Annotated in this window: 26 protein-coding genes and 2 pseudogenes; 14 read left to right on the top strand and 14 right to left on the bottom strand. The window is 68.6% G+C overall.

Annotated elements, in window-relative coordinates; genetic code table 11:
- Positions 1-74 precede the first annotated feature (74 nt).
- The 8 genes and pseudogenes from RIN18_RS13410 to RIN18_RS13375 all read right to left on the bottom strand — a co-directional run bounded on the left by RIN18_RS13410 (position 75) and on the right by RIN18_RS13375 (position 6928).
- Positions 75-1166: an ABC transporter permease gene (locus RIN18_RS13410; RefSeq protein ID WP_309104479.1), complete on the bottom strand. Its 1092-nt coding sequence runs from the start codon at positions 1164-1166 to the stop codon at positions 75-77.
- On the bottom strand, positions 1163-2053 hold the full coding sequence (locus RIN18_RS13405) for an ATP-binding cassette domain-containing protein (RefSeq protein WP_309104478.1): 891 nt from the start codon (positions 2051-2053) through the stop codon (positions 1163-1165). Before RIN18_RS13405 ends, RIN18_RS13410 begins: the two co-directional genes overlap by 4 nt.
- Before the next feature lie 132 nt (positions 2054-2185).
- Positions 2186-3388 (bottom strand): benzoate/H(+) symporter BenE family transporter, encoded by a 1203-nt coding sequence (locus RIN18_RS13400; RefSeq protein WP_375163533.1) that lies wholly within the window; start codon positions 3386-3388, stop codon positions 2186-2188.
- Positions 3389-3399: 11 nt separating this feature from the next.
- Positions 3400-4083, bottom strand: coding sequence for a response regulator transcription factor (locus RIN18_RS13395; RefSeq protein ID WP_309104496.1), 684 nt, complete (start codon positions 4081-4083; stop codon positions 3400-3402).
- A gap of 41 nt (positions 4084-4124) precedes the next feature.
- A complete protein-coding gene (locus tag RIN18_RS13390; RefSeq protein ID WP_309104476.1) occupies positions 4125-5468 on the bottom strand; it encodes a sensor histidine kinase in 1344 nt (447 codons plus the stop codon).
- 111 nt (positions 5469-5579) lie between these two features.
- Complete coding sequence (locus RIN18_RS13385) at positions 5580-5834, bottom strand: HNH endonuclease (RefSeq protein WP_309104495.1); 255 nt, start codon at positions 5832-5834, stop codon at positions 5580-5582.
- A 72-nt stretch (positions 5835-5906) separates the two neighbouring features.
- A pseudogene (locus RIN18_RS13380) lies at positions 5907-6695 on the bottom strand (DUF222 domain-containing protein); the annotation flags it as partial.
- Positions 6677-6928, bottom strand: a complete 252-nt coding sequence (locus RIN18_RS13375; protein ID WP_309104475.1) for a hypothetical protein — start codon at positions 6926-6928, stop codon at positions 6677-6679. The gene RIN18_RS13375 and the pseudogene RIN18_RS13380, both read right to left, overlap by 19 nt.
- Positions 6929-7154: 226 nt before the next feature.
- Between RIN18_RS13375 and RIN18_RS13370 the strand changes: the two genes are divergently transcribed.
- The 8 genes from RIN18_RS13370 (at position 7155) to RIN18_RS13335 (ending at position 14028) form a co-directional block, all read left to right on the top strand.
- Positions 7155-7790 (top strand): dihydrofolate reductase family protein, encoded by a 636-nt coding sequence (locus RIN18_RS13370; RefSeq protein ID WP_309104474.1) that lies wholly within the window; start codon positions 7155-7157, stop codon positions 7788-7790.
- 137 nt (positions 7791-7927) lie between these two features.
- Complete coding sequence (locus RIN18_RS13365; protein ID WP_309104473.1) at positions 7928-8845, top strand: ABC transporter ATP-binding protein; 918 nt, start codon at positions 7928-7930, stop codon at positions 8843-8845.
- 32 nt (positions 8846-8877) lie between these two features.
- Complete coding sequence (locus RIN18_RS13360) at positions 8878-9582, top strand: ABC transporter permease (RefSeq protein WP_309104472.1); 705 nt, start codon at positions 8878-8880, stop codon at positions 9580-9582.
- Positions 9583-9586: 4 nt separating this feature from the next.
- Positions 9587-10834, top strand: coding sequence for a sensor histidine kinase (locus RIN18_RS13355; RefSeq protein ID WP_309104471.1), 1248 nt, complete (start codon positions 9587-9589; stop codon positions 10832-10834).
- Positions 10827-11456 carry a response regulator transcription factor gene (locus RIN18_RS13350; protein ID WP_309104470.1) on the top strand — a complete coding sequence of 210 codons (630 nt, stop codon included), beginning with the start codon at positions 10827-10829 and terminating at the stop codon, positions 11454-11456. The genes RIN18_RS13355 and RIN18_RS13350 overlap by 8 nt, the downstream gene beginning before the upstream one ends.
- A gap of 116 nt (positions 11457-11572) precedes the next feature.
- The gene (locus RIN18_RS13345; protein WP_309104469.1) at positions 11573-11854 is read left to right on the top strand and encodes a hypothetical protein; all 282 of its coding nucleotides are present in this window, start codon (positions 11573-11575) and stop codon (positions 11852-11854) included.
- Between the two features lie 3 nt (positions 11855-11857).
- The gene (locus tag RIN18_RS13340; protein WP_309104468.1) at positions 11858-13177 is read left to right on the top strand and encodes a C2 family cysteine protease; all 1320 of its coding nucleotides are present in this window, start codon (positions 11858-11860) and stop codon (positions 13175-13177) included.
- An 86-nt stretch (positions 13178-13263) separates the two neighbouring features.
- On the top strand, positions 13264-14028 hold the full coding sequence (locus RIN18_RS13335) for a hypothetical protein (RefSeq protein WP_309104467.1): 765 nt from the start codon (positions 13264-13266) through the stop codon (positions 14026-14028).
- Here the strand turns inward: RIN18_RS13335 and RIN18_RS13330 are convergent.
- From RIN18_RS13330 to RIN18_RS13315, 4 genes are read right to left on the bottom strand one after another with little or no spacing between them, the layout of a single operon-like run.
- Complete coding sequence (locus RIN18_RS13330; protein ID WP_309104466.1) at positions 14000-14539, bottom strand: hypothetical protein; 540 nt, start codon at positions 14537-14539, stop codon at positions 14000-14002. The genes RIN18_RS13335 and RIN18_RS13330 overlap by 29 nt on opposite strands.
- Positions 14536-15126 carry a hypothetical protein gene (locus tag RIN18_RS13325; RefSeq protein WP_309104465.1) on the bottom strand — a complete coding sequence of 197 codons (591 nt, stop codon included), beginning with the start codon at positions 15124-15126 and terminating at the stop codon, positions 14536-14538. The genes RIN18_RS13330 and RIN18_RS13325 overlap by 4 nt, the downstream gene beginning before the upstream one ends.
- Positions 15127-15128: 2 nt before the next feature.
- Positions 15129-16340: a hypothetical protein gene (locus RIN18_RS13320; protein ID WP_309104464.1), complete on the bottom strand. Its 1212-nt coding sequence runs from the start codon at positions 16338-16340 to the stop codon at positions 15129-15131.
- 3 nt (positions 16341-16343) lie between these two features.
- Positions 16344-16673, bottom strand: coding sequence for a hypothetical protein (locus tag RIN18_RS13315; RefSeq protein ID WP_309104463.1), 330 nt, complete (start codon positions 16671-16673; stop codon positions 16344-16346).
- Between the two features lie 248 nt (positions 16674-16921).
- On the opposite strand from RIN18_RS13315, the gene RIN18_RS13310 reads away from it, so the two are divergent.
- Positions 16922-18985, top strand: a complete 2064-nt coding sequence (locus tag RIN18_RS13310; RefSeq protein WP_309104462.1) for a carboxypeptidase-like regulatory domain-containing protein — start codon at positions 16922-16924, stop codon at positions 18983-18985.
- A 12-nt stretch (positions 18986-18997) separates the two neighbouring features.
- On the opposite strand, the gene RIN18_RS13305 is transcribed toward RIN18_RS13310, so the two are convergent.
- Together RIN18_RS13305 and RIN18_RS13300 are read right to left on the bottom strand one after the other, a co-directional pair.
- The gene (locus RIN18_RS13305; protein WP_309104461.1) at positions 18998-19807 is read right to left on the bottom strand and encodes an HAD family hydrolase; all 810 of its coding nucleotides are present in this window, start codon (positions 19805-19807) and stop codon (positions 18998-19000) included.
- An 18-nt stretch (positions 19808-19825) separates the two neighbouring features.
- The gene (locus RIN18_RS13300; RefSeq protein ID WP_309104460.1) at positions 19826-20671 is read right to left on the bottom strand and encodes an exodeoxyribonuclease III; all 846 of its coding nucleotides are present in this window, start codon (positions 20669-20671) and stop codon (positions 19826-19828) included.
- Between the two features lie 76 nt (positions 20672-20747).
- Here RIN18_RS13300 and pyrE point away from each other — a divergent pair, with 76 nt between their 5' ends.
- The 5 genes and pseudogenes from pyrE to RIN18_RS13275 form a co-directional block, all read left to right on the top strand.
- A complete protein-coding gene (gene pyrE / locus RIN18_RS13295; protein ID WP_309104459.1) occupies positions 20748-21308 on the top strand; it encodes an orotate phosphoribosyltransferase in 561 nt (186 codons plus the stop codon).
- Positions 21305-22207, top strand: a complete 903-nt coding sequence (locus RIN18_RS13290) for an ROK family protein (protein ID WP_309104458.1) — start codon at positions 21305-21307, stop codon at positions 22205-22207. Before pyrE ends, RIN18_RS13290 begins: the two co-directional genes overlap by 4 nt.
- Positions 22208-22226: 19 nt before the next feature.
- Entirely contained in the window at positions 22227-23384 is a 1158-nt protein-coding gene (locus RIN18_RS13285) for an anhydro-N-acetylmuramic acid kinase (RefSeq protein WP_309104457.1), read from the top strand.
- Positions 23385-24058: 674 nt separating this feature from the next.
- On the top strand, positions 24059-24946 hold the full coding sequence (locus RIN18_RS13280; RefSeq protein ID WP_309104456.1) for an ABC transporter ATP-binding protein: 888 nt from the start codon (positions 24059-24061) through the stop codon (positions 24944-24946).
- Positions 24946-25165: pseudogene (locus tag RIN18_RS13275) on the top strand (ABC transporter permease); the annotation flags it as partial. The gene RIN18_RS13280 and the pseudogene RIN18_RS13275, both read left to right, overlap by 1 nt.

The following is a 25165-nucleotide window of genomic DNA, read 5'->3' as shown; positions in this document are numbered from 1 at the left end:
CTGTTGCAGACGTCTGCGACAGGGGGTCTCGGCGGTGACAGGGTTCCGGCATCCGCCGGCATCCGCCGGCATCCTCAGCCGCGCAGTGCCTCTTTCAGCTTCACCCGGGATCCCATGCGCAGCAGCGAGTTCTCGTAGATCTTCGCGCCGATCGCGATGGCGGCGACGCAGGTGCCGAGCAGGATGAGCAGCGAGACGATCGGCTCCCACCACTGCGCCTCGCCGACGAAGAGGCGCATCGGCATCCCGACCGGTGCCGAGAACGGCACGTACGACATGATCCCCAGCACCAGCGGGTTGTCGTTGAAGAAGATCACCAGGAAGTACGGCGCCATCACCAGCAGCGTGAGCGGTGTGGTGGTCGCCCCGATGTCCTCCTGACGCGAGACCATCGACGCCGCAGCGGCGAACAGGGCGGCGAGCAGGATGAAGCCGAACAGGAAGAAGACGGCGAACCAGATGATGGGAGAGCCGAGGGTGGCGAGCACCTCGGTCTGCCCGGTGACGATCAGGCCCACGGTCGCGATCGCGGCCAGTGCGAGGATCTGCGCCATCGCGAGCACGGTGTTGCCGATCACCTTACCTGCCAGCAGCGTGCGCGCGGGTATCGCCGAGATCAACAACTCGACCACGCGTGTCTGCTTCTCTTCGACGACGCTCTGGGCGATCGTGCCGCCGAAAGTCGAGGCCGCCATCAGGAATACGATGCCGAAGCCGAGCGCGATGAAGTAGCGCAGCAGTGGGTTCGTCGTCGCGGGTTCGAGGATCTCGACCTCGGGCGTCTCGGCGAGTCCCATGACGATCGAGCTCGGGGCGTCGCGAAGGGCAATGACGCTGTATCCGAGCGTGCCGTCGTGGGGGATGACCGCGGCCTCGACGTCTTCGGAGCGCAGCAGCGATTCGGCTTCGTCACGATCGGCGACCTCGGTGACGGCGACGTTCGGCAGCGCCTCGACGACGGCTGCCGTCTCGGACGTCACGGCGATCTTCGTCGCCTCGGGGTTCTTGCTGACGAAGCCGCCGATCAGGATGCCGGCGAGGGCGATGAGCAGCAGGATGCCGGTGGAGATCATGAAGGCCTTGCTGCGCAACTTCGAGGTGATCTCGCGTTCGGCGACGAGCCAGATGCCGTTCGTCTCACGGATCGGGGCGGGTGAGGTGCTCACTGGATGACCTCCTTGAAGATCTGGGCGAGGGACGGATGCTGGGGGGCGAAGCTGGCGACGTCGCCGCGCTCGACGGCGGAGCGCAGCACGCGCTGAGCCGTTTCGGGGCCGTCGGCGTCGAAGAGGGCGTAGCCGCCCTCGAAGTCGACGACGGTGACGCCGGGCTCGGTGCGAAGCCACCCGGCGTCGCCCGCGGAGACCAGCTCATAGCGGTCGGAGGAGTGCTGGGCGCGCAGCGCCTCGCGCGAGCCGGAGGCGCGGACGGTGCCGCCGGCGAGGATGATGAGGTCGTCGCAGAGCCGTTCGACGACATCGAGCTGGTGCGATGAGAAGAGAATCGATGCGCCCTGCGCTGCCGCCGCCTGGAGGACGCCGGCGACGACGTCGACGGCGAGCGGGTCGAGGCCCGAGAAGGGCTCATCGAGGATCAGCACCTTCGGATCGTGCACGAGCGCCGCCGCGATCTGGGCGCGCTGCTGGTTTCCGAGCGAGAGCGACTCGATGGTGTCATCCAGGCGCTCGCCGAGTCCGAGTTCGGTGAGGAGCTCCGTCGCACGGGCGGCGGCATCCGCCTTGCCGAAGCCGTGCAGCCGGGCGAGGTAGACGATCTGCTCGAGCACTTTCATCTTCGGATACAGGCCGCGCTCCTCGGGCATGTAGCCGAAGCGGCGGCGGTCATCGGTGGTGACGGGGCTGCCTGCGAGGTCGACGCGGCCTTCGTCGGTGGCGAGCACGCCGAGGATGATGCGCATCGTGGTGGTCTTGCCTGCACCGTTGCCGCCGACGAATCCCGTGAGGCGACCGGGGGCGACCGAGAAGGACACATCGTCGAGCACGCGCCGCGAGCCGTAGCTCTTCGTGATGCCGTGGAGTTCGAGCTGGTTCATGTCTTCCACGCTAGGGAGGAGGCTTGCCGGGGGCATCCCCCGCGTGGCTGATCCTGCGGTGCGTGGCTCTGTCGCGGGCTGTCCTCCCTGTGGGGGAGATCACATCGCGGTGGGCGTCAGCGTCGGCCGGCGTCAGTGTCGTCCGGCGTGCAGCACGGTGCGCACCAGGAGTCCGGCCACGAGCGCCCAGAACGCCGCGCTTACTCCGAGGACCGCGATGCCCGATGCCGCGACGACGAAGGTGACCACCGCCGGGATGCGCTCGCCAGGGTCATCGATCGCCTGCTGCACGGCAGAGCCGAACGCGCCGAAGAGGGCGAGGCCTGCGACGGCGGGGATCACGGCCTCGGGTGCGAGCAGCACGAGGGCGGCGAAGGCAGCGGAGAAGCCGCCGAGCACGAGGTAGGAGCCGCCGGTCGAGACGCCGGCCACCCAGCGGCGATCCGGGTCGGGGTCGGCGTCGGGGCCGGCGGCCAGTGCGGCACTGATCGCGGCGAGATTGATGGCGTGGCCGCCGGCGGGTGCGCTGAGCGCGGTGCCGATTCCGGTGACGAGCATGGCCGGGCGCCACGGCACCTCGTAACCGAAGCTGCGCATCACGGCGACGCCGGGCACGTTCTGCGAGGCCATCGTCACGATGAACAGCGGCAGCGCGAGACCGACGAGGGCGCCGACGGTGACGGTCGGCATGGTGAGCTCGAGTCGAGGTACAAGCAGCCCGATGTCGAGCGGCGCGCCGCCGCGGATGAGCGAGACGGTGACGACGGCGGCCGCCGCGACGAAGGCCAGCGGCACCGCCCAGCGCGGGGCCAGGCGGGCGAAGATCAGCCAGGTGAGGATGACCGGCACGACGCCCCAGGGGTTGGCGACGATGCCGGTGATCGGAGCGATGCACAGCGGCAGCAGGACGCCCGCGAGCATCGCCTGCGCGATGGATGGCGGGATGCGGGCGATCAGGGCGCCGAGCGCGGGCCACAGGGCCGTGAGCAGGATGAGGACGGCGGTCACGAGGAACGCTCCGACGGCAGCCGACCAGCCGCCTTCGACCGCGCCGGTGGCGGCGAGGAGCGCGGCGCCCGGCGTCGACCAGGCCGAGGTGATCGGCATCCGGTATCGCCAGGCGAGAACGATGCAGGCGAGTCCCATCGTCAGACTGAGGGCGAGCAGTCCGCTGGCCGCCTGGCTCGCCGAGGCGCCGACGGCGTCGAGGCCGGTGAGCACCACCGCGAAGGAGCTCGTGAATCCGACGAGCGCCGTGACCACACCGGCGATGATCGGGCGCGAGAGAGGGGCAGTGACGACGGACACCCCACCATCATGGCGTGAGTCGCCCATCGGGCTCTTCGCTATGGGCCGGCCAGGCCCAGTCGGTGCGCGAGAACCACGGCCTGCACGCGATCACGCGCGCCGAGCTTCTGCAGGATGCGGGAGACATGCGTCTTCACGGTCGCCTCGCCGATGAAGAGCGCTGCCGCGATCTCGCCGTTGCTTCGCGCATCGGCGAGCAGGGCGAGCACCTCGGCCTCACGGTCGGTGAGAGGTTCGGCGAGGGGGGAGCGACGTGCGCCGGCGGTCGGCTGCTGAGCGCGAGGCTCGGGCACCGTCTTCGTCGGGCTCGGCGTCGCTGTCGCCGTCGTCCTCGAGGTGGCGAAGCGCGCCAGCACCCGCCGGGTCACCTCGGGGGCCAGCATCCCGTCGCCCGCCGCCAGCGCGCGAACCGCTGCGATGAGATCCTCGGCCGCGGCGTTCTTCAGCAGGAAGCCGCTCGCTCCGGCATCCAATGCCTCATAGAGGTAGTCGTCGTGGTCGAACGTGGTGACGATGGCGATCGCGGCGGCGATCTGCGGGTCGGCGACGAGCAGCCTGGTCGCTTCGATGCCGTCCATATCGGGCATCTGCACGTCCATCGTGATGACGTCGGGATGAAGAGCGGATGCCTGGGCCACGGCTTCTGCACCGGTCGATGCCTCGCCGACGACCGTGATGTCAGGCTGACTGTCGAGGATGGTGCGGAAGCCGGCGCGCAGCATGGCGTGGTCGTCGACGAGGAGGACGCGGATGGGGGAATCTGTCACGGGGTTCCTCGTTCGGCGGCGGCGGCGGGGGCGGGTGAGGTGGAGGGGGTGGGCGTCGTCGACGCGGTCGTACGCTCGCGCGTCGCGGCGTCGGTGTCGGTGTCGGGCAGCGGCACCGTGGCACGCACCCGGAAGCCACCGAGCGGGCGCGGGGTGAGGTCGATCGTGCCGCCGGACGCGATCGCCCGCTCCCGCATCCCGAGCTGCCCGAGCCCCGGCCGCACCGCCGTGACGACGCGGCCGGTGTTGACCACCTCGACTTCGACACTGCCCGCGGCGAAGCGGACGCGCACATCGGCCGTGGCGTCGGCGCCGGCATGGCGGCGCGCGTTGGTGAGTGCTTCCTGCACGATGCGGTAGAGATTGACGGCGACGAGTGACGGCACATGCACCGGTTCGCCGATCACGGAGTACGCGGTCGGCAATCCCGCTTCGTTCGATGCGTCGACCAGGTCTCGGATGTCGTCGAGCGTGAGGGTGGAAGCGCCGTCTGCGGTCTCGCCTCCGGGAGTGCGCAGTGTTTCGAGCAGCTGGCGCAGCTCATGGATCGCATCGCGCGCCGAGCCTTCGATCCCGGTGAGGATGCGCCTGGTCGCCTCGGGGTCGCGGTCGAGCACGAGTCGGGCGGCTCCGGCCTGCACACCCATGACCGACACGTGGTGGGCGACGACATCGTGCAGCTCTCTGGCGATGCGGACGCGGTCCAGCGCCACCGCTTGCGCGGCCGTCACCTCCCGCTCGCGCTCGAGTTCGACGGTGCGCTGCTCCAGGACCTCCCGTGACTGGGCCGCATGCCAGGAGCGCTCGCCGAAGTAGTACGCGCCGCCGAAGTAGAGCGCGTTCAGCAGGATCTGGATCATCATGAACGCGACGTACGGCGAGAAGGCTCCGGCGGCGACCTCCGCCTTGTCGGCCTCCGCGATCGCTTCGCCGTACATGACGATGATCAGCCAGGCAAACATCCCGAGGATGATCCCGACGCGCACGATGAGCGCGCGACGGCGGTCGTTCATCCAGGCGCCGACCGTGTAGAGCGAGACGAACATGGCGATGTTGCCGACATAGATCTCGGGGACGCGCAGGCTGATCGCGACGAAGTAGGCCAGCGCGACGACGATGGCGACGATTCCCGGCCAGCGGCGGCGAACGGCGAGCGGGGCCGTGACGACCACCGCGTAGACGAGGGCCGTCCACGGCTCTGCCTGCTCGTCGCCGTACATCTCGGCGATGGTCGAGAGGGCGGCGCTGAGGATCGCGCCCGCGAACATGACGGCCGCGAGGATGAGGTCGCTGCGCAGCTCTCGAGCCGTCGGCGTGCGGGTGAACGGTGCTGCGGGCATCCCTCCACCGTACGGCTGCGCGATCGGTGCGGCATCCCCCGCGCGGTGGATGTCTGCAGGGAACCGTTCAGCCGTGACCGTGCGATCGCGACCGCGCCGACCGGGGCCGACTCAGGCCGCGATCGAGTAGCGCGCCCGGCCGCCGAGCCGAGGGGTCCGGGCCGGATCGACATGCGGCGGCGGAATGAACCAGACGCGCGCCGCGCTGCCGGTGCCGTCGATGTCGATCTCCCAGCCGTTCTCATGTATCCGGTGGTGGCACGATTCGCAGAGCAGGATGCCGTTACTGAGATCGGTCGGGCCGGCGTCGCGCGACCACCATCGAAGGTGGTGCGCCTTGGTCAGCTGCGGTGGCAGGTCGCACATCGCGCATCCGCCGTCTCTTTCGACGAGCGCGAGTCGCTGCGCGCGGCTGAACAGGCGCCGTTCACGACCCCAGTCGAGGATCTCGCCCCGGGAATCGAGAACGGCCGGGATCACGCCGCCGCCGGCCGCCATCTGCCGGCAGGTGGCGATGCTGACCGGCTGATCCGTGCCGTCGATCGTCGCGAATCCCGTTCCTCCGGTCAGGTCGTCGAGGTTCACGCGCACGACCACGGTGGCTCCGGTGAGCGGCATGCCGTTGTTGTCACACTCGACCGCATGCGCGCAGATCGACGCGAGTGCGTCGGCCTGGATCATCGGCACGGTGCGGTGGTCGGCATCGGCCGCATCGTGATCCGTGGCCTGCTCCCTCGCTTGGAACACGGCGGTCACGTACGCCTGGATCGCCGCCTTCACCGGAGCGCCGGAAGCGACATCCGTCTGAAGCGTGAGATGGAGAGAGCCGTCGCGCTCGAACATCGTCAATGAGCGACGACCCCGCATCTCTTCCTCACGGGGTTCGACGCCGTCGGGATCGAGCCACGCTTCGGCATGCGTGACCAGCTTGCGGACGTCGTCGAGCGACCGATTCTGCGCTCGCTCGACGAGGAGCCGCTCTGCCTCCGCCACCCGTTCGATGTCGACCTTCACGCGAGCGCGGTCGAGGAGGGTGACGATCAGCGCCGCCCCGGCAGCGCTGATCGACCCGTCGCCCATCGCTGCCTGCACAGCCGGATATTTCGACGGCAGCGGTTCCCCGATCAGGTTCGTGCGCGGAGCAGTCGCCTCACCCACCTTCACCAGGCGGGCGGCATCGCCGGTGGATGCACCGGTCGTCGCCGCGATCAGCCTGGCGGGATTGCGGACCCCTGCTGCTTCGCCAGGCTGTCCGGGCCGAGCTCGGCGCGCGACTCGTGAGCGATGCTCGCCGCGATCTCGGCGTGCAGTCCGTCGACGCGGCGACGGAGCACCCCCACCCCTTCGCTGGCGGCGATCAGCTGCTGGCGCGAAAGATCGTCAGCACCACCCGCATCCGCCCATGCCCTCTCGAGGCGCGCGATGGCCTCGAGCAAAGGGGTGAGGTGCGGATTCGTCATGCTTCGAGTATAGAACATATGTTCGAGTTAGGAAAGGGCATTTCGGCATTCTCGCGCCGTTTCGCGGCACCCCTCTTGACGAGCCGCCCGGTCTTTGCGAGCATCCCCCCGACTCACCTCTTCACCCGCGAGACCGCATCCGCTTGCCGAGACCGTGGCGCAACGCCGACGTCTCGGCGCGAATGTGCAGTCTCGCGGCGGAGGAGGGCAAGAGAAGGGGAAGACCATGAGCACGGCAGACTCAGGACGCATCGTCATCGATCTGTTCACGACCCTCGACGGCGTCGCCCAGGGACCGGGCGCCGCCGACGAGGACCCCTCGGACGGCTTCCGTTTCAGCGGCTGGCAGGCGGGCTACCCGAGCCCGGGGATGGGCGATCAAGTACGCGAAGGCATGGAACGGCTGGATGCGCTCCTGCTCGGCCGCCGCACCTATGACATCTTCGCGGCGTATTGGCCGCAGCACACGGAGGGTCCTGAGGGATGGATCGGGCGGCTCTTCGATCGCGTTCCCAAGTACGTCGCATCGAGGGATGCCGCCATCACCCTCGACTGGCAGGGCTCATCCCGTGTCGGCGCCGACCTCGCGTCAGAGATCGCCGACCTGCGGGAGCGGCACCGGGAGGTGCACGTGATCGGCAGCATCGACTTCGTGCACACGCTGCTCGCCGAGGGGCTGTTCGATGAACTGAAGCTCTGGGTGTATCCGATCCTGCTCGGACGGGGCAAGAAGGTGTTCGACGATGGTGCACTGCCGTCGGTGCTCCGCCTGATCGCGCCCCCCGTCGCCGACGACGGCGGTGTGACGCTGCTCCGCTACGGGCGAACCGACCGGATCCCCGAGGTGGGGACGTTCGGCTAGCCGTTCGGGCGCCACCCCACGCACGCGGGCGCCGCCTCCGCATCAACCGAACGGTGGATTCCGGGCTCAGCCCCGAGCGCGCGTTTCGTACCCTCTCGGGCGATGGGCGTGATGAGTGAGGGCGAAATGCTGGAGCCATGCCAGTCATCGACGTCTCAGACATCTCCAAGCGCTACGCCGGGCGAACCGTGCTCGACAACGTCACGTTCTCCGTCGAGGAGGGCGAGATCTTCGGCATCCTCGGCCCCAACGGCACCGGTAAGACGACCACCGTCGAGATCCTCGAGGGTCTGCGCAAAGCGGATTCCGGCTCGGTCCGGGTCTTCGGCCTCGACCCCATCGCCGATGGCCCGCGACTGCGGCAGGTCATCGGTGTGCAGCTGCAGCACACCGAGCTCCCCGACAACCTGAAGGTGTGGGAGGCGCTCGACCTCTACGCCTCGTTCTACGAGCAGCCGCAGGACTGGCGCGAACTGATCGAGGAATGGGGTCTCTCCGATCAGCGAAACGTGCGCTTCGCCAAGCTCTCCGGCGGCCAGAAGCAGCGCCTCATCATCGCGCTCGCACTCGTCGGCAACCCGCGGATCGCGTTCCTCGACGAGCTGACCACCGGGCTCGACCCCCAGGCACGCCGCGCGACATGGCAGCTGATCAAACGGATCCGGGATGCCGGCGTGACCGTCGTGCTCGTCAGCCATTTCATGGACGAGGTCGAGGAGCTGTGCGACCGGGTCGCGGTGCTCAGCCATGGCCGCATCGCGGCGATCGACACGCCGTCCGCGCTGATCAATGCCGTCGACGCCGAGCATTCCATGCGATTCCGCGTGGACTCGGATGCCGCCACATCGATCCTCGATGCGATCCGCGAGCTGCCGTGGGTCACGTCCGCTCAGATGCGCGGCGATGTCGTCGTCGTGTCGGGCAAGAGCGACTTCGCCACCGCTGTGACCGCGCTGCTGGCGCGCGAGCACATCGTCGCCACCGAACTGCGCATCGACAAACGAACCCTCGACGACGCCTTCGCGGCCCTCACCGGCCGCACGTTCGACCTCTGAAAAGCGTCCACCCCTCATCCCCCGGAGACACCATGTCCGCCACTGCAAAGCTCACTGTCGTCGAATCCAAGCTGCTCCTGCGTGAGCCCGGATCGCTGTTCACCGTCGTGATCCCGCTGTTCATCCTCATCGCCTTCGGCAACTCGATCGGGCCCGACGACACGACCCTTCTTCCGATGGTGATCGCCGTCGCGATCGGTCTCGTGGGTCTCTATCTGATGCCCACAGCTCTCGCCGGCTATCGAGAGAAGGGCATCCTGCGTCGGCTGTCGACCACTCCGGTGCGACCGGCGAGCCTGTTGACGGTGCAACTGCTCCTGCAGGTCGTGCTCGCCCTTGTCAGCTGCGGTGCTCTTCTCGCGGTCGCGGGCATGGCATTCGGGGCGGCGCTCCCCGCCAACGCCCTGACCTTCGCCGCCGTCTTCGCTCTCGGCACCGCCTCGATGTTCGCCATCGGCCTGCTGATCGCAGCTCTCGCTCCGAGTGGGCGAGCGGCCAACGGCATCGGCGTGCTGCTCTACTTCCCCATGGCGTATCTCGCCGGAATCATGCAGCCGGCCGCGCTGATGCCTGCTACTTTGGTGACGATCGGGAAGTTCACCCCGCTCGGCGCTTTCCGCCAAAGCCTGAACGACGTCTGGACGGGCGCGGCGGCCGATCCTCTGCTGCTGGGGGTCATGGCCGTCTACGCGGTGGTGATCAGTCTCGCAGCAGCCAAGTTCTTCCGCTGGGAGTAGCCGGATGCCGTCGACGTCCGCGAAGCAGCTGGAGCACCGCGAGCAGCAACTGCTGAGACTGCTGGCGGTCGCCCCGTATCTTCTGCTCGCCACGTCGGCGACCCTGTCCATGATCACCGCAACGGACGCGTGGAGCGACCGGCTGGTCACGCTCGGACTCGTGGTGCTCGCGGTGGCGTGGATGTGGACGATGAGCACTCGCCGCACCGCGGGTGCCGTGTACGTCACCGGTCTCATCCTGCTCATCGCGCTGCTCTGCAGCCGCGACATGTGGTTCGCGGGGTTCTTCGGATTCGTCGGTTACCTCCACTCCTGGCAGTACCTGCGTGACCGCTGGCGGTTCGTCGGGCTGACGGCCACCGCCGCGATCAGCGTCACGACATTCACCGGAGGTCTTCCCGGGCCGATGCCGGCCGCCATCCTGGTGCACCTCCTGTTCATCGTCGCGATCGTGACGGCGGTGGGCCTCTTCAGCAGCATCGGCGATGTCACGAGAGAACACAGTGCGGAGCGCAAGCGCATGGTGGTTCAGCTCGAGCAGACGATCCGCGAGAACGAGGGTCTGCAGGCGCAGCTGCTCGTTCAGGCGCGCGAAGCAGGCGTGCTCGAGGAGCGGCAGCGCATCGCGCGCGAGATCCACGACACGATCGCGCAGGGACTCACCGGCGTCATCACGCAGTTGCACGCCACCGAACGCGCGATGGACGTCGGCAACGACGGGTTCGCCCGACGCCACCTCGGCAATGCCACCACGCTCGCGCGTGAGAGCCTCGCGGAGGCGCGGCGCTCCGTCCACGCCGTCGGACCGTCAGAGCTGGAGTCGACCCGGTTGCCCGACGCGATCGCGACCGCCGCCGCGGAATGGAGCCGTCTGCACGGGGTGGCCGTCGACGTCATCACCACTGGCGACGTCCGCCAGCTGCATCCCGAAGCGGAGGTGACGCTGCTGCGTGTCGCGCAGGAGGCGCTCTCCAATGCGGGCAAGCATGCGGCGGCGAGCCGGGTGGGGCTGACACTGTCGTACATGGACGATGTGGTCACTCTCGACGTTCGTGACGACGGGGCGGGGTTCGACCCGGCGCGAGCAGGCCGGGGCGGTGGATTCGGTCTGACCTCGATGCGTCAGCGGGTGGATCGCGTGGCCGGGGTCCTGGAGATCGAGTCCGAACCAGGCCAGGGCACGGCCATCTCGGCGAGCGTGCCGGCCCTCTCGCGAGGGTCTTCGGAAGAGAGGAGGACCGCCGATGACTGATGCTCACATCCGCGTGCTCATCGCCGACGATCATCCGGTCGTCCGCGACGGGCTCCGTGGCATGTTCGCCGGCGACCCGCGCTTCGAGGTCGTGGGGGAGGCGGGCGACGGGGCGGAGGCCGTCGCCCTCGCCCAGACGCTTTCGCCCGACGTCGTGCTCATGGATCTGCGGATGCCGCGGATGGACGGGGTCACGGCGATCAAGCGCCTCGCCGAACTCGGCCTGCCGACATCCGTGCTCGTTCTCACGACCTACGACACCGACAGCGAGGTGCTGCCAGCGATCGAAGCCGGCGCCACCGGGTACCTGTTGAAGGACGCGCCCGGCGACGAGCTCATGCGCGCCGTAGAAGCGGCCGCCCGCGGCGACGCGGTGCTGTCACCGACCGTCGCCATGCGCCTGATGGGTCGGGTGCGCGCGCCCGAGTCACCGCTCAGTGCGCGTGAGCTCGAGGTGCTGCGGCTGATCGCGGTGGGTGCGACGAACCGTGAGGCTGCTGCGCGACTGTTCATCAGTGAGGCGACGGTGAAGTCGCACATCCTGCACATCTTCACCAAGCTCGGCGTCAGCGACCGTGCGGCAGCCGTGGCGGTCGGGTTCCAGCGGGGGCTGCTCGAGTGACGAGCGATCGCCCCGGCCGAGACCGCCTGGCGTGAGCCCCGCACGGATGGGGACTTCTGCCCATCAGCGGAATCGACTGCGTCCGATAGCGTCGTCCATGAGCGTGGGGGTGCGGAATGAGTGCGGAGAAAGTCGTCATCGACTACGACCTCTTGACGGGGGTCAGAGAATCCATCCGATCGGCGATCGCCGAGCTGGAGGATGCACCGGAGCGCAGCGCCGACATCGGCGGTGCGATCGATCACCCGTACGACAAGGCGGAGCTCAGCAGTCTGGCCGGCGACTTCTGCGGCTCCTGGGAGCCGAAGCGCGAAGAGCTCATCGCCTCTCTCGAGGACATCTCGGCGTACATCGGCGACGTCGTCGACTCGTACTACGGACTGGACAGGTGGTTCTGACCCATGAGCGCGAATGTCGAGGCGGGAACCGCAGGCGAAGCCGCAGGCGTAGGCGAGCAGATCCGGTCGATGAAGGGCGAGCCCGAGACCGTCTTCTCGAGCGGGCGCAAGATGTCCGACCACGGGAACATGATGAGCCAGCTCGCCACCCAGCTGCGCACGATCCGGGACTCCGAGATGACGCAGTGGCGCATCACCGGGAAAGCGGCCGAGAAGCTGCGATCGTCGATCGGCGATGTCGCCGAGCGGATCGCCGTCGCCGGCGCCATCTACGGACCCGTCGGCATCGCGCTCCGCGACTACGGGTCGGAAACGTCCGGCCAGCAGGAGGCGCTGAACTCCCTCGCGGTGACGTGCCAGGAGCGGTGGACGACGCTGAAGGATCTTCAGGCCGCCTACGTCGACGGCGAGGCTCCGGTCGAAGGCGACGACGACTATGACGAGCAGGTCGAGAAGCGCCAGCAGCTCGAGGCGGACATCTGGGATGCCCAGGACGCGTGGGGCGAGGTCGCCGCGGACTGGAACAACAAGTTCGTCGACTGGCAGTCCGTGTACGACCAGGCCGTGACGTGCCTCGCCGACCCAGACCTCGAGGCGATCAGGGCCGGTGACAAGCTCCCCGGCGACGGCACGTCGACTCTGTACCCCAACGGCGATCCCGATCCCTCCGACGTCCACCAGGGGGGCGCCGGAAACTGCTACCTGCTGGCGGTGCTCGCGGGTCTCGCCGACGGCGACCCGCAGAAGATCAGGGACATGATCACCGTCAATCCGGACGGCACCTACACGGTGCACTTCGCCGACGGGGACATCACGGTCAGCAGCGATCAGTTCCTCGACAACGACCAGGCCGACTGGGTGCGCGTCATCGAAGCCGCATACGTGATCCACGAAGGCAGCTACGAGGAGTTCGACAACGGCGGGTGGCCCCACGAGGTCATGGAGGACATCTTCGGTCACGACGCCGACACGAAGGACGACGACTCCGGATTCTGGGACTTCGCGACGGGTGGAAACGACGTCGGCGACAGTTACGACGACATGAACGACGCCCTCGACGACGGGCGCCCGGTCGTGGCTGCCGCCACGCACGGTCAGCTCGGGTTCCAGGACGGCGGGCACGCGCTGACCGTGACCGATGCCTACGAGGTCGACGGCCGGCAGTACGTCGTGATCCGCAATCCGTGGGGCCACAACAACAACCACCAGACCCAGATCACCGATGCCGGTGGTGTGCTGAACGACCCCGACGACGGATACTTCACTATGAGCATGGAAGATTTCTCGGAGTCGTTCTCGGATGTCTCGATCGCGAATCGATGAACACGTCGAGATGGCACGGCCTCGCGGTGATCGTCGCCGCGCTGATGGTTCTCACCGCGTGCAGTCCAGTTCCTGAGGAGGACGCAATGCCCACCCCGCAACCGTCGACGACACAGGGCGTCTCCGATCCGAATCCATCCGAACCGATCAGCGAGCTCGTCGCCGGTGCCGACGTGATCACGTTCGGCACGGTCGAGTCCGTGGAGCCGGCGGTGGCGGATGCCGATGCAGCCGAGTTCCCCGCCCAGACCGCCATCGTGCGCGTCGATGACACGTTGAAGGGCGATGCCGCCGCGACGATCACCGTGTCGAAGCCGGCAGGCACCGCGTACTACCTCGCGGCGCAGCCCGAGGCCTCCTTCGACTCCCGGCACGAGGGGATATTCGTCCTCGCATCCGCCGGCGAGGACGGATACGAACTGTTCGGCAACGTCGGGGTGCACGACGACTGGGGCAACTGGCAGAAGTTCGAGCGTGTGATCGCCGGGCAGCCCGAGGCCGCCCCCACCGCGACGAAGGAGGAGATCGCGGCCTGGACGGCGCAGGCGGACATCATCGTCTTCGCCAGCGCGCGCGGCGCCGACCATGACATCGTCGTGCAGACACCTCGCGCCGCCTTCTCCGCGTCGGCGACCCTCACTCCGATCGAGGTCCTCAAGGGCGAGATGCCGGAACCGCTCGACGTGGTCCAGGGCCCGCAGCCCGAGGTGATCGGTGGCACGTGGGCGTTCCCGGTGAAGGATGCGGGTCAGACCGGGGTCTTCTTCATCGACACGTCCAGCGGAACGCCGACCGTGATCAACACGAGCAATCCGAGCCTGGTCAACCGCCGGAAGGTTCCGGTGGGCTGAGCGGATTCCCGTTGGGCACGCACCAGGAGCCTGAGACGATGATGCCGTCATACAGCGCCTCGAGCACCTGCCGCTTGTCGTCGGGCAACGCCGGGAACGCGACGATGAACTCGACGCCGCGCCGGCGCCCGGTACCCGGAGTCGCCAGCAGATAGCGCACGACGTATCCCTCGACGTCACCCGCCGTCTCTCGCACGCCGTGCCTCAGGATCGCCGGGTCGCCGAGGGTGGCACTGGCACCGGCGGCGATCTGCTCGTCGACCAGCGCGTCGAGTGTTCCGAACTTCTCGCCGCGAATCTGTCGCTCGATGATCGGGGCGGTGAGCGGCGCATCGCGATCCGCCGGCATCAGGATCGCCGTGATCGAGTCGCCGCGCAGCGAGCCCACCTCGCGAGGCAGCCGCGCGGTCAGGCGGGGGTCGTCCGCCGGCATCCGCCGCCAGCCGTCGTGAAGAGGCAGCCGATAGATCGGGTCTGCCGGAGCGATCAACCGGCGGAGAGAAGCGCTCATCCGGCCGGCTCCGCGTCGGTCAGCTGCGGCCAGGGCTCCTTGGCAGCGACGATTCCGGAGCCGACTTCCTCCAGAGAGCGCCACGGCTCGGCATCCGCGGCGATCACGAGCGAGGGGAGCACCGTGCTCTCCACGAGCGACCGCCGCGCCACGAGGTCGGCGAAGGACGATGCACTCAGGGTCAGATTCACGAAGAGATTCTCGTCGGCGAAGACAGCCGACCACCGTGAGGCTGATTCCCCTTCGGATGCCGGTGCGAACCATTCGAGTCCCGGACCGATATGCGGGGCGTGCACCTGGCCGACCCAGCCGCTCGTCTCGCCTCGCACGAAATCGCGCGCGAGCCGGATGCCGGAGATCGGAGTGATCTGTATCCAGAGCCCGAAGGGCGCGAAACCTTCCTGCCAGACCAGGACGACGGTCGCGTTCGCTTCGGCGGCGTCGTGCGCCATCGTTGTCAATACGCGGGTGCGCTCGGCCTCGGGTGCATCGGGGAGCCCCGCGTCTTCGAGAGCGATCTCCGCTGCCGATCTCGGCACGATCAGAACTCCGCGCGGCGGCTCGAACAGCAGTACCCGAGCGGGCACGATCAGTGCTTGCCGCGACGGCGGGCGATGCGCTCTGCGTCACGCCGCAGGTCTTCGACCTCATCTGCCGGCGGGTACTCCGGATCGGGCACCTGTGAGCCCGCCGCCTTCTTCGCCTCCAGCGCGAGATACGCGTTCAATGAATCCCGGATCCGCGGATTCGAGAAGCCCTCGGCCAGCACCTTCTCGCCGTACTCGCGCTTCCACTTGTTCAACAGGGCCTTGATCGCCTCGTCGTCGACGTCGAGGCCTCGTCCGCCGGCCTTGATGAGCTCTTCAGCCACTCCGGGAACCTGCGTGATCTTTCTCAGCAGGGCGATGTCGGTGATGGGAATGACGTTGATGCCGTCGGTGATGACGTCGCTCCACGTTCCGGTGCCGTCCAGGGCATGGTCGGCGGAGATGTAGAGGGCGACGCCTCCGGCGGTCAGAGCGACGACGCCGAGTACCTCCTGGACGCCGGGGATCGGCACGAGAGCGCCGAGGGCCGCATAGGTGGAGATCCAGGACGCCCACTTGTGGATGTCATCCGAGACCTTGTTGATGACGTCGTTCCAGTCGAGGTCACCGAGGCCGTCCTTGACTGCGGTGTTGGCCGCGTCGTGCACGTCGATCCAGCTGTTCCAGAGCACGTCGACGCGCTCGGCCTTCGTCTCCCACGCCTCGACGGCGTTGTCGAGGGCCCGGTGCGCGGCCTTCATGTCCTTCTCGGCGTCGCTGTCGGGGATATAAGGGCCGTAGCCGTACTGCTCGAAGGTGGCGGTGTACGCCTCGTTCGCGGTCGAGACCGGGGTCCAGAGCTCGTCGAGACGCTCGCCGACCCTGGCGGCGGTCGGGATGATCTCGCCGATGGCGAAGCCGTAGACCAGCAGCCCGGACCCGATCTTCGTCAGCGCATCGCTGAGCGGGCCGAGTTGCTCGGCGAACTGGCCCGCGTGGGAGCGGAGGCTGTCGAGCGAGTCACCGTCACCGAGATCCGCCTCGCTGATCTTCTTGAGGGTCGTCTGCGCGCTCTGCATCGCCCAGGCGAGCGCGATGAGCTGGGACGCCTTCTCCTGCATCGCCTCGGCCTGGGCCGGGTCGGTCTGCGAGAACGGGCGACCGAACTGATGCGTGTCCGAGGGGATGGGAGATCCGGCCTCGGTATCCCAGGGCATCCGGTCGGGCACCGCGATGACATGGGAGCCCGACTTCACGATCCCGTAGTCCGACATGCGTCAGTCCTCGCCCTTGAGCGTGGCCAGCGCCGCATCCAGCTCCGCCCAGGAGTCGCGCACGTTCTCGACCTCGTTGAAGAAGGCTGCGAGGTCGAGGGTCAACTCGGTGGCCACGTCCGTGACGGAGTCGGAGAGATCCTGCAGGGTGGCCTGGAGCGCGCCGCTCGTGTCGTCGATCGTGCCGAGGTTGCTCCAGTACGGCACGTTGGACGCCAGGTTCGTGAACGTGGTCTCGAAGTTGCTGAACAGGTCGAGTGTCTGTGCCAGCGTCGTAAGAGTCGCCGTGAGCTCCTCTTCGCTGATCTTGACACCGTCGTCTCCGCTGCCCATTAGTCCTCCCCGGAGTGCATGGGTGTAGTTCTGCGACGCCAGTGTATTCGGGTCGCGGTTCTTCAGCGATGGGGAGAATTGCCCATCCTGCACTGTTGTTCTTCCGACGAATCGACTATTCCCCTCGACCGCCTGTTGCCCCTAGATTCGACACGAACACGTTGCCGCGCGATCGGCACACTGGGCCTGAGGTCTGCGTGACAGCGGTGTCCGTGCGTCTGCGACCTTCATCCGGAAGGGATGAAACGATGACGTCACGACGAGCCGCCGGGCGCGGCATGCTCCGCACGCTGTTGGCGGGTGCCGCCGCTGCCGCACTGGTGTTGACCGGAGCTGTGTCGGCGGCCGCCGAGGACGTCGCTGCCACGGGGACGATCACGGGAGTGGTCACGAGCGAGACGGACGGAACGCCGGTGGCCGGCGTCGTCGTATCGGTGTCCAGCACCGCCGGCGGGTTCTCGTTCGGCGCTGTGACCGATGAGAGCGGTGCATACGCCGTGAGCGGACTGGCTTCCGGACAGTACACCGCTCGCTTCGCGACGGAGGGAACAGGCTCGGGGCTGCTCTCCGAGTACTGGGACGGCGCCAGCGACCACATGAGTGCGCAAGTGATCACGGTCTCGGATGCGGCCGTCGTCACCGGTATCGACGCTTCGCTGCAGGCGGGCGGGTCGATCACCGGAACCGTGACTCGCGAGAGCGACGGTACTCCGGTATCCGGCGTCGTCGTCACCGTGTCGTCGGGAACGGGAACGGCGGGCACCACGATGAGCCAGCACGACGGCAGCTACCGCGTGGATGGATTGCGGGCAGGCAGCTACACCGTCAGCTTCACGCCCTCTGACACAGGCGCGCTTGCGCGAGAGTTCTGGGACGGCGCGTACGACCCGGGCGCGGCCACGGCCGTCAGCGTCACGGGCGGCGAGGTGACGGCGGCCATCGATGCATCCCTCCGTGCTCCCGCGACCATCAGTGGGCAGGTGACCCGCGATGCGGACGGCGCTGCCGCAGCCGGCGTCGTCGAGGTCTCGACCGTCGACGGCGGGAGGATCGCCGACGCCGAGATCGGGGCCGATGGCGGGTACAGCGTCAGCGTGAACCCGGGCACGTACATCGTTCATTTCCGAGCGTTCGATGAGCGGTTGTTCGCCGAGTACTGGGACGATGCTCCGCTGAGGGAGGATGCGACCGCGATCACGGCCGCAGCCGGCGAGAGCCGCACGGGGATCGATGCGCAGCTGGCGGCCGCGACGGCCATCACGGGAGTCGTGACCGCCGCGGGGAGCCCGCTCGCCTCGGCAACGGTCACCGCATACGACGGAGAGTCGCTCGCCGGGCTGACCTACACCGACGAGGCCGGGGCGTACACCCTCGCCCTTCCACCCGGGACCTACACGGTCGAGACGCGTGCTCCGCTGAGCAACCCGATCCACGCGACCCAGTACTACGAGTCCGCGGCGGCCAGATCCGAGTCGACCCCGGTCGCGCTGGGTGCCGACGCTGACCGTACCGGTGTCGACTTCGATCTCGCGCTCGGCGGCGACATCCGCGGAGCCATCTCTCTCGACGGCGGCGGAGAGCCAGACGGCGAGGGAGCGACGGTGATCGCCTACCGGTGGGGCAGCGATGGCTGGGAGGAAGTCGCGCGGGTCCCGTCGTGGGGGGCGTTCGCATTCAGCCCGGACTCCACGATCGATGGCGGCATCCTGCCCGCCGGCACGTACACGGTCGGCGTCGAGCTTCCCGGGTACTGCACGCAGTTTGCGGGCGGGGCTACCTCGCTCCAGGATGCCGAGCAGTTCGACCTCTCAGCGGGTGAGACGATCACCGGCGTCGAATTCGCCTTGTCGGTGGAGTGCCCGCAGCCCGTACCGACCCTGGCGCTCGATGCCGCCTCGGTCAAAGCCGGCGGCGAGATCTCTGTGACGGGTGAGGACTTCGCGCCCGGCGAAAAGGTCGCCTTCGAGCTCCGCTCTGATCCGATCGCGCTCGGCACGCTCCAGGCCGACGCCCAGGGAGACCTCCGCGGATCCCTCCGCATTCCCGCGAGCGCTCCGGCCGGCTCGCATCTGCTCGTGGCCATCGGCGAGGAGTCGAACCTCGAGGTGAGCGTGGCAATCGAAGTCACTGCGGCGGGCGCGGGCGCGGGCTCGGGCACAGGCTCAGGGGCCGGGGCGCCGGGAGGTGCGGCGGGAGCCGGATCCGGCCTGGCCGCAACGGGCGCGACCGTACCGGCCGGCCCTCTGCTCGCGGGGCTGTTGCTTGCCGCGCTCGGTACGGCGCTCGCGCGTCGGCGACGCGCGGTCTCCTGACGCGGATCGGGTTCAGCCCAGCAGCCGCTCCACGACCCGCGCCACCCCGTCCTCATCGTTCGACAGAGCCACCTCATCGGCCGCATCCCGCACGACATCCGCAGCCGCGGCCATCGCGACCCCGTGACCTGCCCAGCGCAGCATCTCGACGTCGTTGAGCGCGTCGCCGAAGGCGACCACATCCGTGCGGTCAACCCCGAGGTGCTCGCACAGACGGGCGAGTCCGGTCGCCTTCGTGACGCCCTCGGCCATCACCTCGACGAACGGCGCCCCCGAGAGCGTCGCCTCGAACCCGGTGAGTCCGAGCGAGCGCAGGGTCTCGAAGAGCGCTGCGGGGGCGAGTTCCGGGTGCCGGATCACGAGCTTCAGGCTCGGCGCCGACAGCACGTGATCGAGCGGCTCCCCGCCCATCGTCTCCGGGTCTCGCTTGTGATCGGAGTGACCTGCGATCTCGGCATAGCCGTGCTGCGCGACGAATGCGTCTCCGCCCTCGCGCACGCTGGCGAACAGCAGGCCGGTGATGCTGGCGCGAAGCGCCTCGGCGAGCGTGCGGACGGTCTCGGCAGGCAGCTCTTCGGCGAACAGCATCCGTCCGTCACCCAGATGCACGGCGTACGCGCCGTTGCTGCAGAGCGCCCACCCGTCAAACGCCGCGTCGGCGGCGATCGCACGCAGGCCGATCGGCTGACGGGCCGTCACGGGCACCACGTGGATCCCGCGTGCTCGAGCCGCGTCGAGCGCGCGGCGCGTGCGCTGCGTGACCGACGACGTCGAGTCGAGCAGCGTGCCGTCGAGATCGGTCGCGATCAGCCGCACGGTCACGCGACGGCGCTCATCGGCTCACGAGAAGATCATCGGCAGGTCGTCGTCGACGTCTGCCGCGCCGAACTCGAGGTCGACCACGACGGGCACGTGATCGCTCGGCTGCTCGCCCTTGCGCTCGTTGCGGTGTATCGACGCGCCGGTGACGGCATCCGCGAACGTGCGGGATCCGAGGATGAAGTCGATGCGGATGCCCTCGTTGCGGGGGAACTTCAGCCGCTGGTAGTCCCAGTACGTGTAGCCCTCGGGAAGGAGCGGGCGCACGACGTCGGACACCCCGGCATCCTCCAGCGCGAAGAACGCCGCACGCTCGAGCGGCGAAACGTGCGTGGACACCCCCTCGACGATCGCGGGATCGCCGTTGTCATGCGGGAACGGGATGATGTTGAAGTCGCCGACCAGGGCCAGCGGCAGCTCGGGATTCGCCGACAGCTCTGCGGCAGTGGCGTTCTTCAGCGCCTCGAGCCAGTGCAGCTTGTAGACGTAGTGCGGGTCATCGAGCGACCGGCCGTTCGGCACATAGAGGCTCCACACCCTGACCCCGTCGACGATCAGACCGAGCGCCCGCGCTTCGAGCGGAGCATCCGGACCGTCATGTCCCTTGGCGTAGCCCGGCATGCCGGCGAAGGCGGTGCGCACATCGGTGACCGGCAGGCGGCTGGCGATGGCGACCCCGTTCCACTGGTTCAGGCCGTGCACCTCGACGTGATAGCCGGCCTCTTCGAACGGCGCGTAGGGAAACTGCTCGGGCTTGCACTTGACCTCTTGCATCGCCAGCACATCGATGTCTTCGCGCACGGCGAATTCGACGGTGCGGGCGACGCGGGTGCGGATGGAGTTGACGTTCCAGGTGGCCAAGCGCATGCGTCCAGCCTAGTTGCGGGCTCCGACAGCGACACCTCGCCGAATCCGGGCGTTCGCTCCTTCTACACTGGATGCCGTGACCGCACTCGACGCAGACCGTCAGACCCTTCTCGACCTCATCAACGCCGAGGCGGTGTTCCACGGCGACTTCACGCTGTCCAGCGGCAAGAAGGCCACCTACTACGTCGATATGCGCAAGCTCACGCTCGACCATCGCGCAGCCCCGGCCATCGGGCGGATCATGCTCGACCTGATCGGCGACCTCGACGCCGCAGCGGTCGGAGGGCTGACGCTCGGCGCCGACCCGATCGCGAACTCGGTGATGCACGCATCCGTCGCCACCGACCGCCCGCTCGATGCGTTCGTCGTGCGCAAGGAGCCCAAGGATCACGGACGCGGCCGGCAGATCGAGGGCGCCGACACCAAGGGCAAGCGCGTCGTCGTGCTCGAAGACACCTCGACCACCGGGCAGTCCGCTCTGAAGGCCGTCGAAGCGCTGCGCCGCGAGGGTGCCGAGGTCGTCGCCGTCGCCGTGATCGTCGACCGCAAGACCGGCGCGCAGGCAGCGATCGAAGCCGAAGGGCTGGAGTGGCGCGCCGCCTTCGACCTCGACGACCTCGGACTCGACCCGCAATGACCCGCTATGCGCTGGCCGTCGACGTCGGCGGCACGAAGATGGAGGCCGCGCTCATCGCGGACGACGGCACGCTCGTCGCCGGAAGCCGCAGCCGGCAGCCGACCGGACGCGAGGCCACGGCCGAATCGCTCGATTCGGCGGTCGCGGCGATCGTCGCGCACGCCCTGACGCTGCTGCCCGACGACGGCGAGCTCGTCGGAGCCGGTGTCGGCAGCGCCGGCCCGATCGACCGCGATCGCGGCCTGATCTTCCCTGTGAACATGCCCAAGGCCGACGGCTACCCCCTCGCGGACGCCGTGCGCATCGCCGCAGCCGCCGTGCTCGGCCGCGAGATCCCGGTCGTCTTCGGACACGACGGCGGGGCGCTCGCGCTCGCCGAGTCGTGGCTGGGAGCCACGAGCGAAGCGCGCTCATCGCTGTCGATCGTCGTGTCGACCGGCGTCGGCGGCGGGTTCGTCGTGAACGGCGCCTATATTCCCGGAGCGTCCGGAAACGCCGGACACCTCGGTCAGGTGCGCCGTGAGGGCGGGCTCACGCTCGAGCAGATCGCGTCGGGTCCGGCATCCGCCGCCTGGGCGCAGCAGCAGGGCTGGGCAGGCGCCACCGGCGAAGACCTCGCCCGGGATGCCGCTGCCGGCGACGCCGTCGCGCGCGCCGCGATCGAGCGATCGGCGAAGGCGGTGGGGGAGTCGCTGGCGGATGCCGCCACGCTCGTCGACCTCGACGTCGTCGCCATCGGTGGCGGGTTCTCGCGGGTAGCCGCCGACTACATCGACCTGGTGCAACAGGCGCTGGTCGCCAGCGCCGCCCACGACTACTCGCGCCGTGCCCGGGTCGTCCGATCGGGTCTCGGCGACGAGGGCCCGCTCATCGGCGCCGCGGCGCTCGTGCTGCGGTAGCGACGGGGAGAACATTCGGATGCGGGTACTCGGGCTGCTGTCGGGAACGTCCCACGACGGCATCGATGTGACGGTCGTGGACTTCACCGAGGCTGACGGTGCCGTGCACGGGACGGTGCTGTACGAAGACAGTGTCGCCTACGACCCGGCCCTTCGCGCCCGTCTTGCCGCGGCACTGCCGCCTTCGCCGACCACGTTCGCCGAGGTCTGCGAACTCGACACCATGATCGGTCAGGCCTTCGCCGACGTCGCCGCGGCCGCCGCAGCATCCGTCGGCGGGGTGGATGCCGTGTGCACCCACGGGCAGACGGTCTTCCACTGGGTCGAGGCTGGCGAGGCGCAGGGAACCCTGCAGATCGGCCAGCCCGCATGGATCGCCGAACGGGCCGGGGTGCCCGTGGTGTCCGATGTGCGGATCCGCGACATCGCCGCGGGCGGGCACGGGGCGCCCCTGGTGTCGTTCCTCGACGAGTTGCTGCTGCGCGGGCGCGCCGGGGTATCCGCCGCCCTCAACCTCGGCGGCATCGCGAACATCACGATCACCGGCTCCGGCATCCTCTCGGCCTACGACATCGGTCCCGCCAATGCGCTCGTCGACGCGGTCGTCACGGCCGAACAGCTGAACGCGCGCGGCTACGACGAAGACGGGCGGATCGCGCGCTCTGGTCGCATCGACCAACCCCTCCTCGGCGCGCTCCTCGCGGATCCGTACTATGCCCTGCCCGCACCCAAGAGCTCGGGCAAGGAGCACTTTCACCTCGACTACGTGCGCGAGCACCTCGCCGCGCAGACCCGCGAGATCCCGGTCGCCGACGTGGTGCGCACCCTGACCGAGCTGACGGTCCGCACGGTCGCCAATGATGTGCGTGCGGCGGGCGTCGGATTCCTCGCGGTCTCGGGCGGCGGATGCCACAACCCGCTCATCATGGATGGACTGCGCGATGCTCTCCCCGGCGTCGATGTCGTGCTCGCCGACGAGCTCGGAGCCTCTGCCGACAGCAAAGAGGCGATCCTGTTCGCGCTGATCGGCTGGTGCACGATGCACGGCGTGCCCGCCGTCGTCCCCGGCGGCACCGGCGCGCGCGAGCCGCGGATCCTCGGCACGGTCACCCCGGGAACAGGGCCGCTTCGGATGCCGGAACCCGTCGCCCGGGTGAAGAGTCTGACCCTGTCCTGAGTCCGGATACCCGCCGCGCGGTGAGTGCGCCCGCGGACGATTCGAGGTACCTCGGACGATTCCCGGAACGATCGACGGAAAGGTCACCTCGAATCGTCCGGTCTACCTCGGATCGTCGGCCCGGGATTCCACCTCGGATCGTCCGGTCTACCTCAGTCCGACCGGCCCACCTCGGATCGGGACCGGGATTCCACCTCGGGACCCTCGGACGATTCGAAGTACCTCGGACGAATCCCGGAACAATCGACGGAAAGGTCACCTCGAATCGTCCGGTCTACCTCGGAACGTCGGGCCTAGGCTCCACCTCGGATCGCGGAGCCCGTCGGCCTGGGATTCCACCCCGGTCCTTCGGGACGGGGTTCTACCTCGGGCCCTCAGACGATTCGAGGTACCTCGGACGAATCCCGGAACAATCGACGGAAAGGTCACCTCGAATCGTCCGGTCTACCTCGAATCGTCGGGCCCGGGGCCACCTCGGATTGTCGGCCCGGGATTCCACCCCGGATCGGCGGGACCGGGATGCCGGCTGCTGCCGTCCATCCACCGAACGGTGGAGGCGGGAATCAACCCGAGCCCGACCTCGGCGGCCGATGTGACGGGGTGCGTGTCCCCCGTAGCTTCACGGTATGACCGCTCTGGAAGTACGAAATCTGCACAAACGATATGGGCAGCACGTGGCCGTCGACGACGTCTCGTTCACGGTCGAGGAGGGGGAGATCTTCGGCATCATCGGCCCGAACGGGGCCGGCAAGACGACGACCGTCGAGAGCATCGCAGGCCTGCGAACCCCCGACTCCGGGTCGATCTCGGTGCTGGGCTTCGACCCGATCAAGGATCGAGCGGAGGTGCGGGAGCGTCTGGGCGTGCAACTGCAGGAGAGCAGCTTTCCCGATGCGATCACGGTCGCCGAAGCCCTCGATCTGTACAGCTCCTTCTACCGGCATCCCGCCGACTGGCGCGAACTCATGGAGCTCCTGGGTCTCACCGAGAAGCGCAACACGAAGTACAAGGCCCTCTCCGGAGGGCAGAAGCAGCGACTCTCGATCGCGCTCGCACTCGTCGGCAGCCCGAAGATCGCGATTCTCGACGAGCTCACGACGGGACTCGACCCGGAGGCGCGACGCGACACCTGGAGCCTCATCGAGCGCGTCCGTGACTCGGGCGTCACGGTCCTGCTCGTGACGCACTTCATGGACGAAGCGGAGCGGTTGAGCGACCGCATCGCCGTCATCGCCGGCGGCCGGGTGGCAGCCGTCGACACCCCCGAAGGATTGATCGCCCAGTCGAGCGCGCAGCAGCAGGTCCGGTTCCGTGTGAGCACATCGCTGGACAGGGACGTTCTCACTACCCTTCCCGAGGTGACCGATGTCGAGGTCGCCGGCGACCGCTGGCTGGTCACCGGCCGCGGTCAACTGCTCACCAGCGTCGCCGGAGCCCTCGCCAGGGCGCAGGTCGTGGCGGAGGACCTCCGCATCGATCAGCGCAACCTCGACGACGCGTTCGTGGCGTTCACGGGGCGCCCGCCGGAATCCACTGCCCGCGCCGAGAGAAGGGACCGCTGATGCGCGCGCTCATGAAGATGGTCAAGATCGAGACGAGACTCTTCCTTCGCGACTCCGCCACCGTGCTCTTCGGCGTGCTGTTCCCCACCGCTCTGCTGCTCGGCCTCGGAGCCGTCCCCGCGCTCCGGGAGTCGACGCCGGAGACCGGCGGCCTCCGCTCCATCGACATCTGGGCGCCGACCGCGCTGGTGTTCGGGATGGTGATGATCGCCGTGCAGC

It is taken from the genome of Microbacterium sp. (assembly GCF_031179285.1).
Lineage (GTDB): Bacteria > Actinomycetota > Actinomycetes > Actinomycetales > Microbacteriaceae > Microbacterium.
This window is presented reverse-complemented; position numbering and strand designations above follow the sequence as displayed.

What these genes read in the sequence shown, in the direction of transcription:
- RIN18_RS13405 (WP_309104478.1), bottom strand. Translation starts at nt 2,053, where the DNA reads ATGAACCAGCTCGAACTCCACGGCATCACGAAGAGCTACGGCTCGCGG.
- RIN18_RS13400 (WP_375163533.1), bottom strand. Translation starts at nt 3,388, where the DNA reads ATGGGCGACTCACGCCATGATGGTGGGGTGTCCGTCGTCACTGCCCCT.
- RIN18_RS13395 (WP_309104496.1), bottom strand. Translation starts at nt 4,083, where the DNA reads ATGCTGCGCGCCGGCTTCCGCACCATCCTCGACAGTCAGCCTGACATC.
- RIN18_RS13390 (WP_309104476.1), bottom strand. Translation starts at nt 5,468, where the DNA reads ATGCCCGCAGCACCGTTCACCCGCACGCCGACGGCTCGAGAGCTGCGC.
- RIN18_RS13385 (WP_309104495.1), bottom strand. Translation starts at nt 5,834, where the DNA reads ATGTGCGACCTGCCACCGCAGCTGACCAAGGCGCACCACCTTCGATGG.
- RIN18_RS13375 (WP_309104475.1), bottom strand. Translation starts at nt 6,928, where the DNA reads ATGACGAATCCGCACCTCACCCCTTTGCTCGAGGCCATCGCGCGCCTC.
- RIN18_RS13370 (WP_309104474.1), top strand. Translation starts at nt 7,155, where the DNA reads ATGAGCACGGCAGACTCAGGACGCATCGTCATCGATCTGTTCACGACC.
- RIN18_RS13365 (WP_309104473.1), top strand. Translation starts at nt 7,928, where the DNA reads ATGCCAGTCATCGACGTCTCAGACATCTCCAAGCGCTACGCCGGGCGA.
- RIN18_RS13360 (WP_309104472.1), top strand. Translation starts at nt 8,878, where the DNA reads ATGTCCGCCACTGCAAAGCTCACTGTCGTCGAATCCAAGCTGCTCCTG.
- RIN18_RS13355 (WP_309104471.1), top strand. Translation starts at nt 9,587, where the DNA reads ATGCCGTCGACGTCCGCGAAGCAGCTGGAGCACCGCGAGCAGCAACTG.
- RIN18_RS13350 (WP_309104470.1), top strand. Translation starts at nt 10,827, where the DNA reads ATGACTGATGCTCACATCCGCGTGCTCATCGCCGACGATCATCCGGTC.
- RIN18_RS13345 (WP_309104469.1), top strand. Translation starts at nt 11,573, where the DNA reads ATGAGTGCGGAGAAAGTCGTCATCGACTACGACCTCTTGACGGGGGTC.
- RIN18_RS13340 (WP_309104468.1), top strand. Translation starts at nt 11,858, where the DNA reads ATGAGCGCGAATGTCGAGGCGGGAACCGCAGGCGAAGCCGCAGGCGTA.
- RIN18_RS13335 (WP_309104467.1), top strand. Translation starts at nt 13,264, where the DNA reads ATGCCCACCCCGCAACCGTCGACGACACAGGGCGTCTCCGATCCGAAT.
- RIN18_RS13330 (WP_309104466.1), bottom strand. Translation starts at nt 14,539, where the DNA reads ATGAGCGCTTCTCTCCGCCGGTTGATCGCTCCGGCAGACCCGATCTAT.
- RIN18_RS13320 (WP_309104464.1), bottom strand. Translation starts at nt 16,340, where the DNA reads ATGTCGGACTACGGGATCGTGAAGTCGGGCTCCCATGTCATCGCGGTG.
- RIN18_RS13315 (WP_309104463.1), bottom strand. Translation starts at nt 16,673, where the DNA reads ATGGGCAGCGGAGACGACGGTGTCAAGATCAGCGAAGAGGAGCTCACG.
- RIN18_RS13310 (WP_309104462.1), top strand. Translation starts at nt 16,922, where the DNA reads ATGACGTCACGACGAGCCGCCGGGCGCGGCATGCTCCGCACGCTGTTG.
- RIN18_RS13300 (WP_309104460.1), bottom strand. Translation starts at nt 20,671, where the DNA reads ATGCGCTTGGCCACCTGGAACGTCAACTCCATCCGCACCCGCGTCGCC.
- RIN18_RS13290 (WP_309104458.1), top strand. Translation starts at nt 21,305, where the DNA reads ATGACCCGCTATGCGCTGGCCGTCGACGTCGGCGGCACGAAGATGGAG.
- RIN18_RS13285 (WP_309104457.1), top strand. Translation starts at nt 22,227, where the DNA reads ATGCGGGTACTCGGGCTGCTGTCGGGAACGTCCCACGACGGCATCGAT.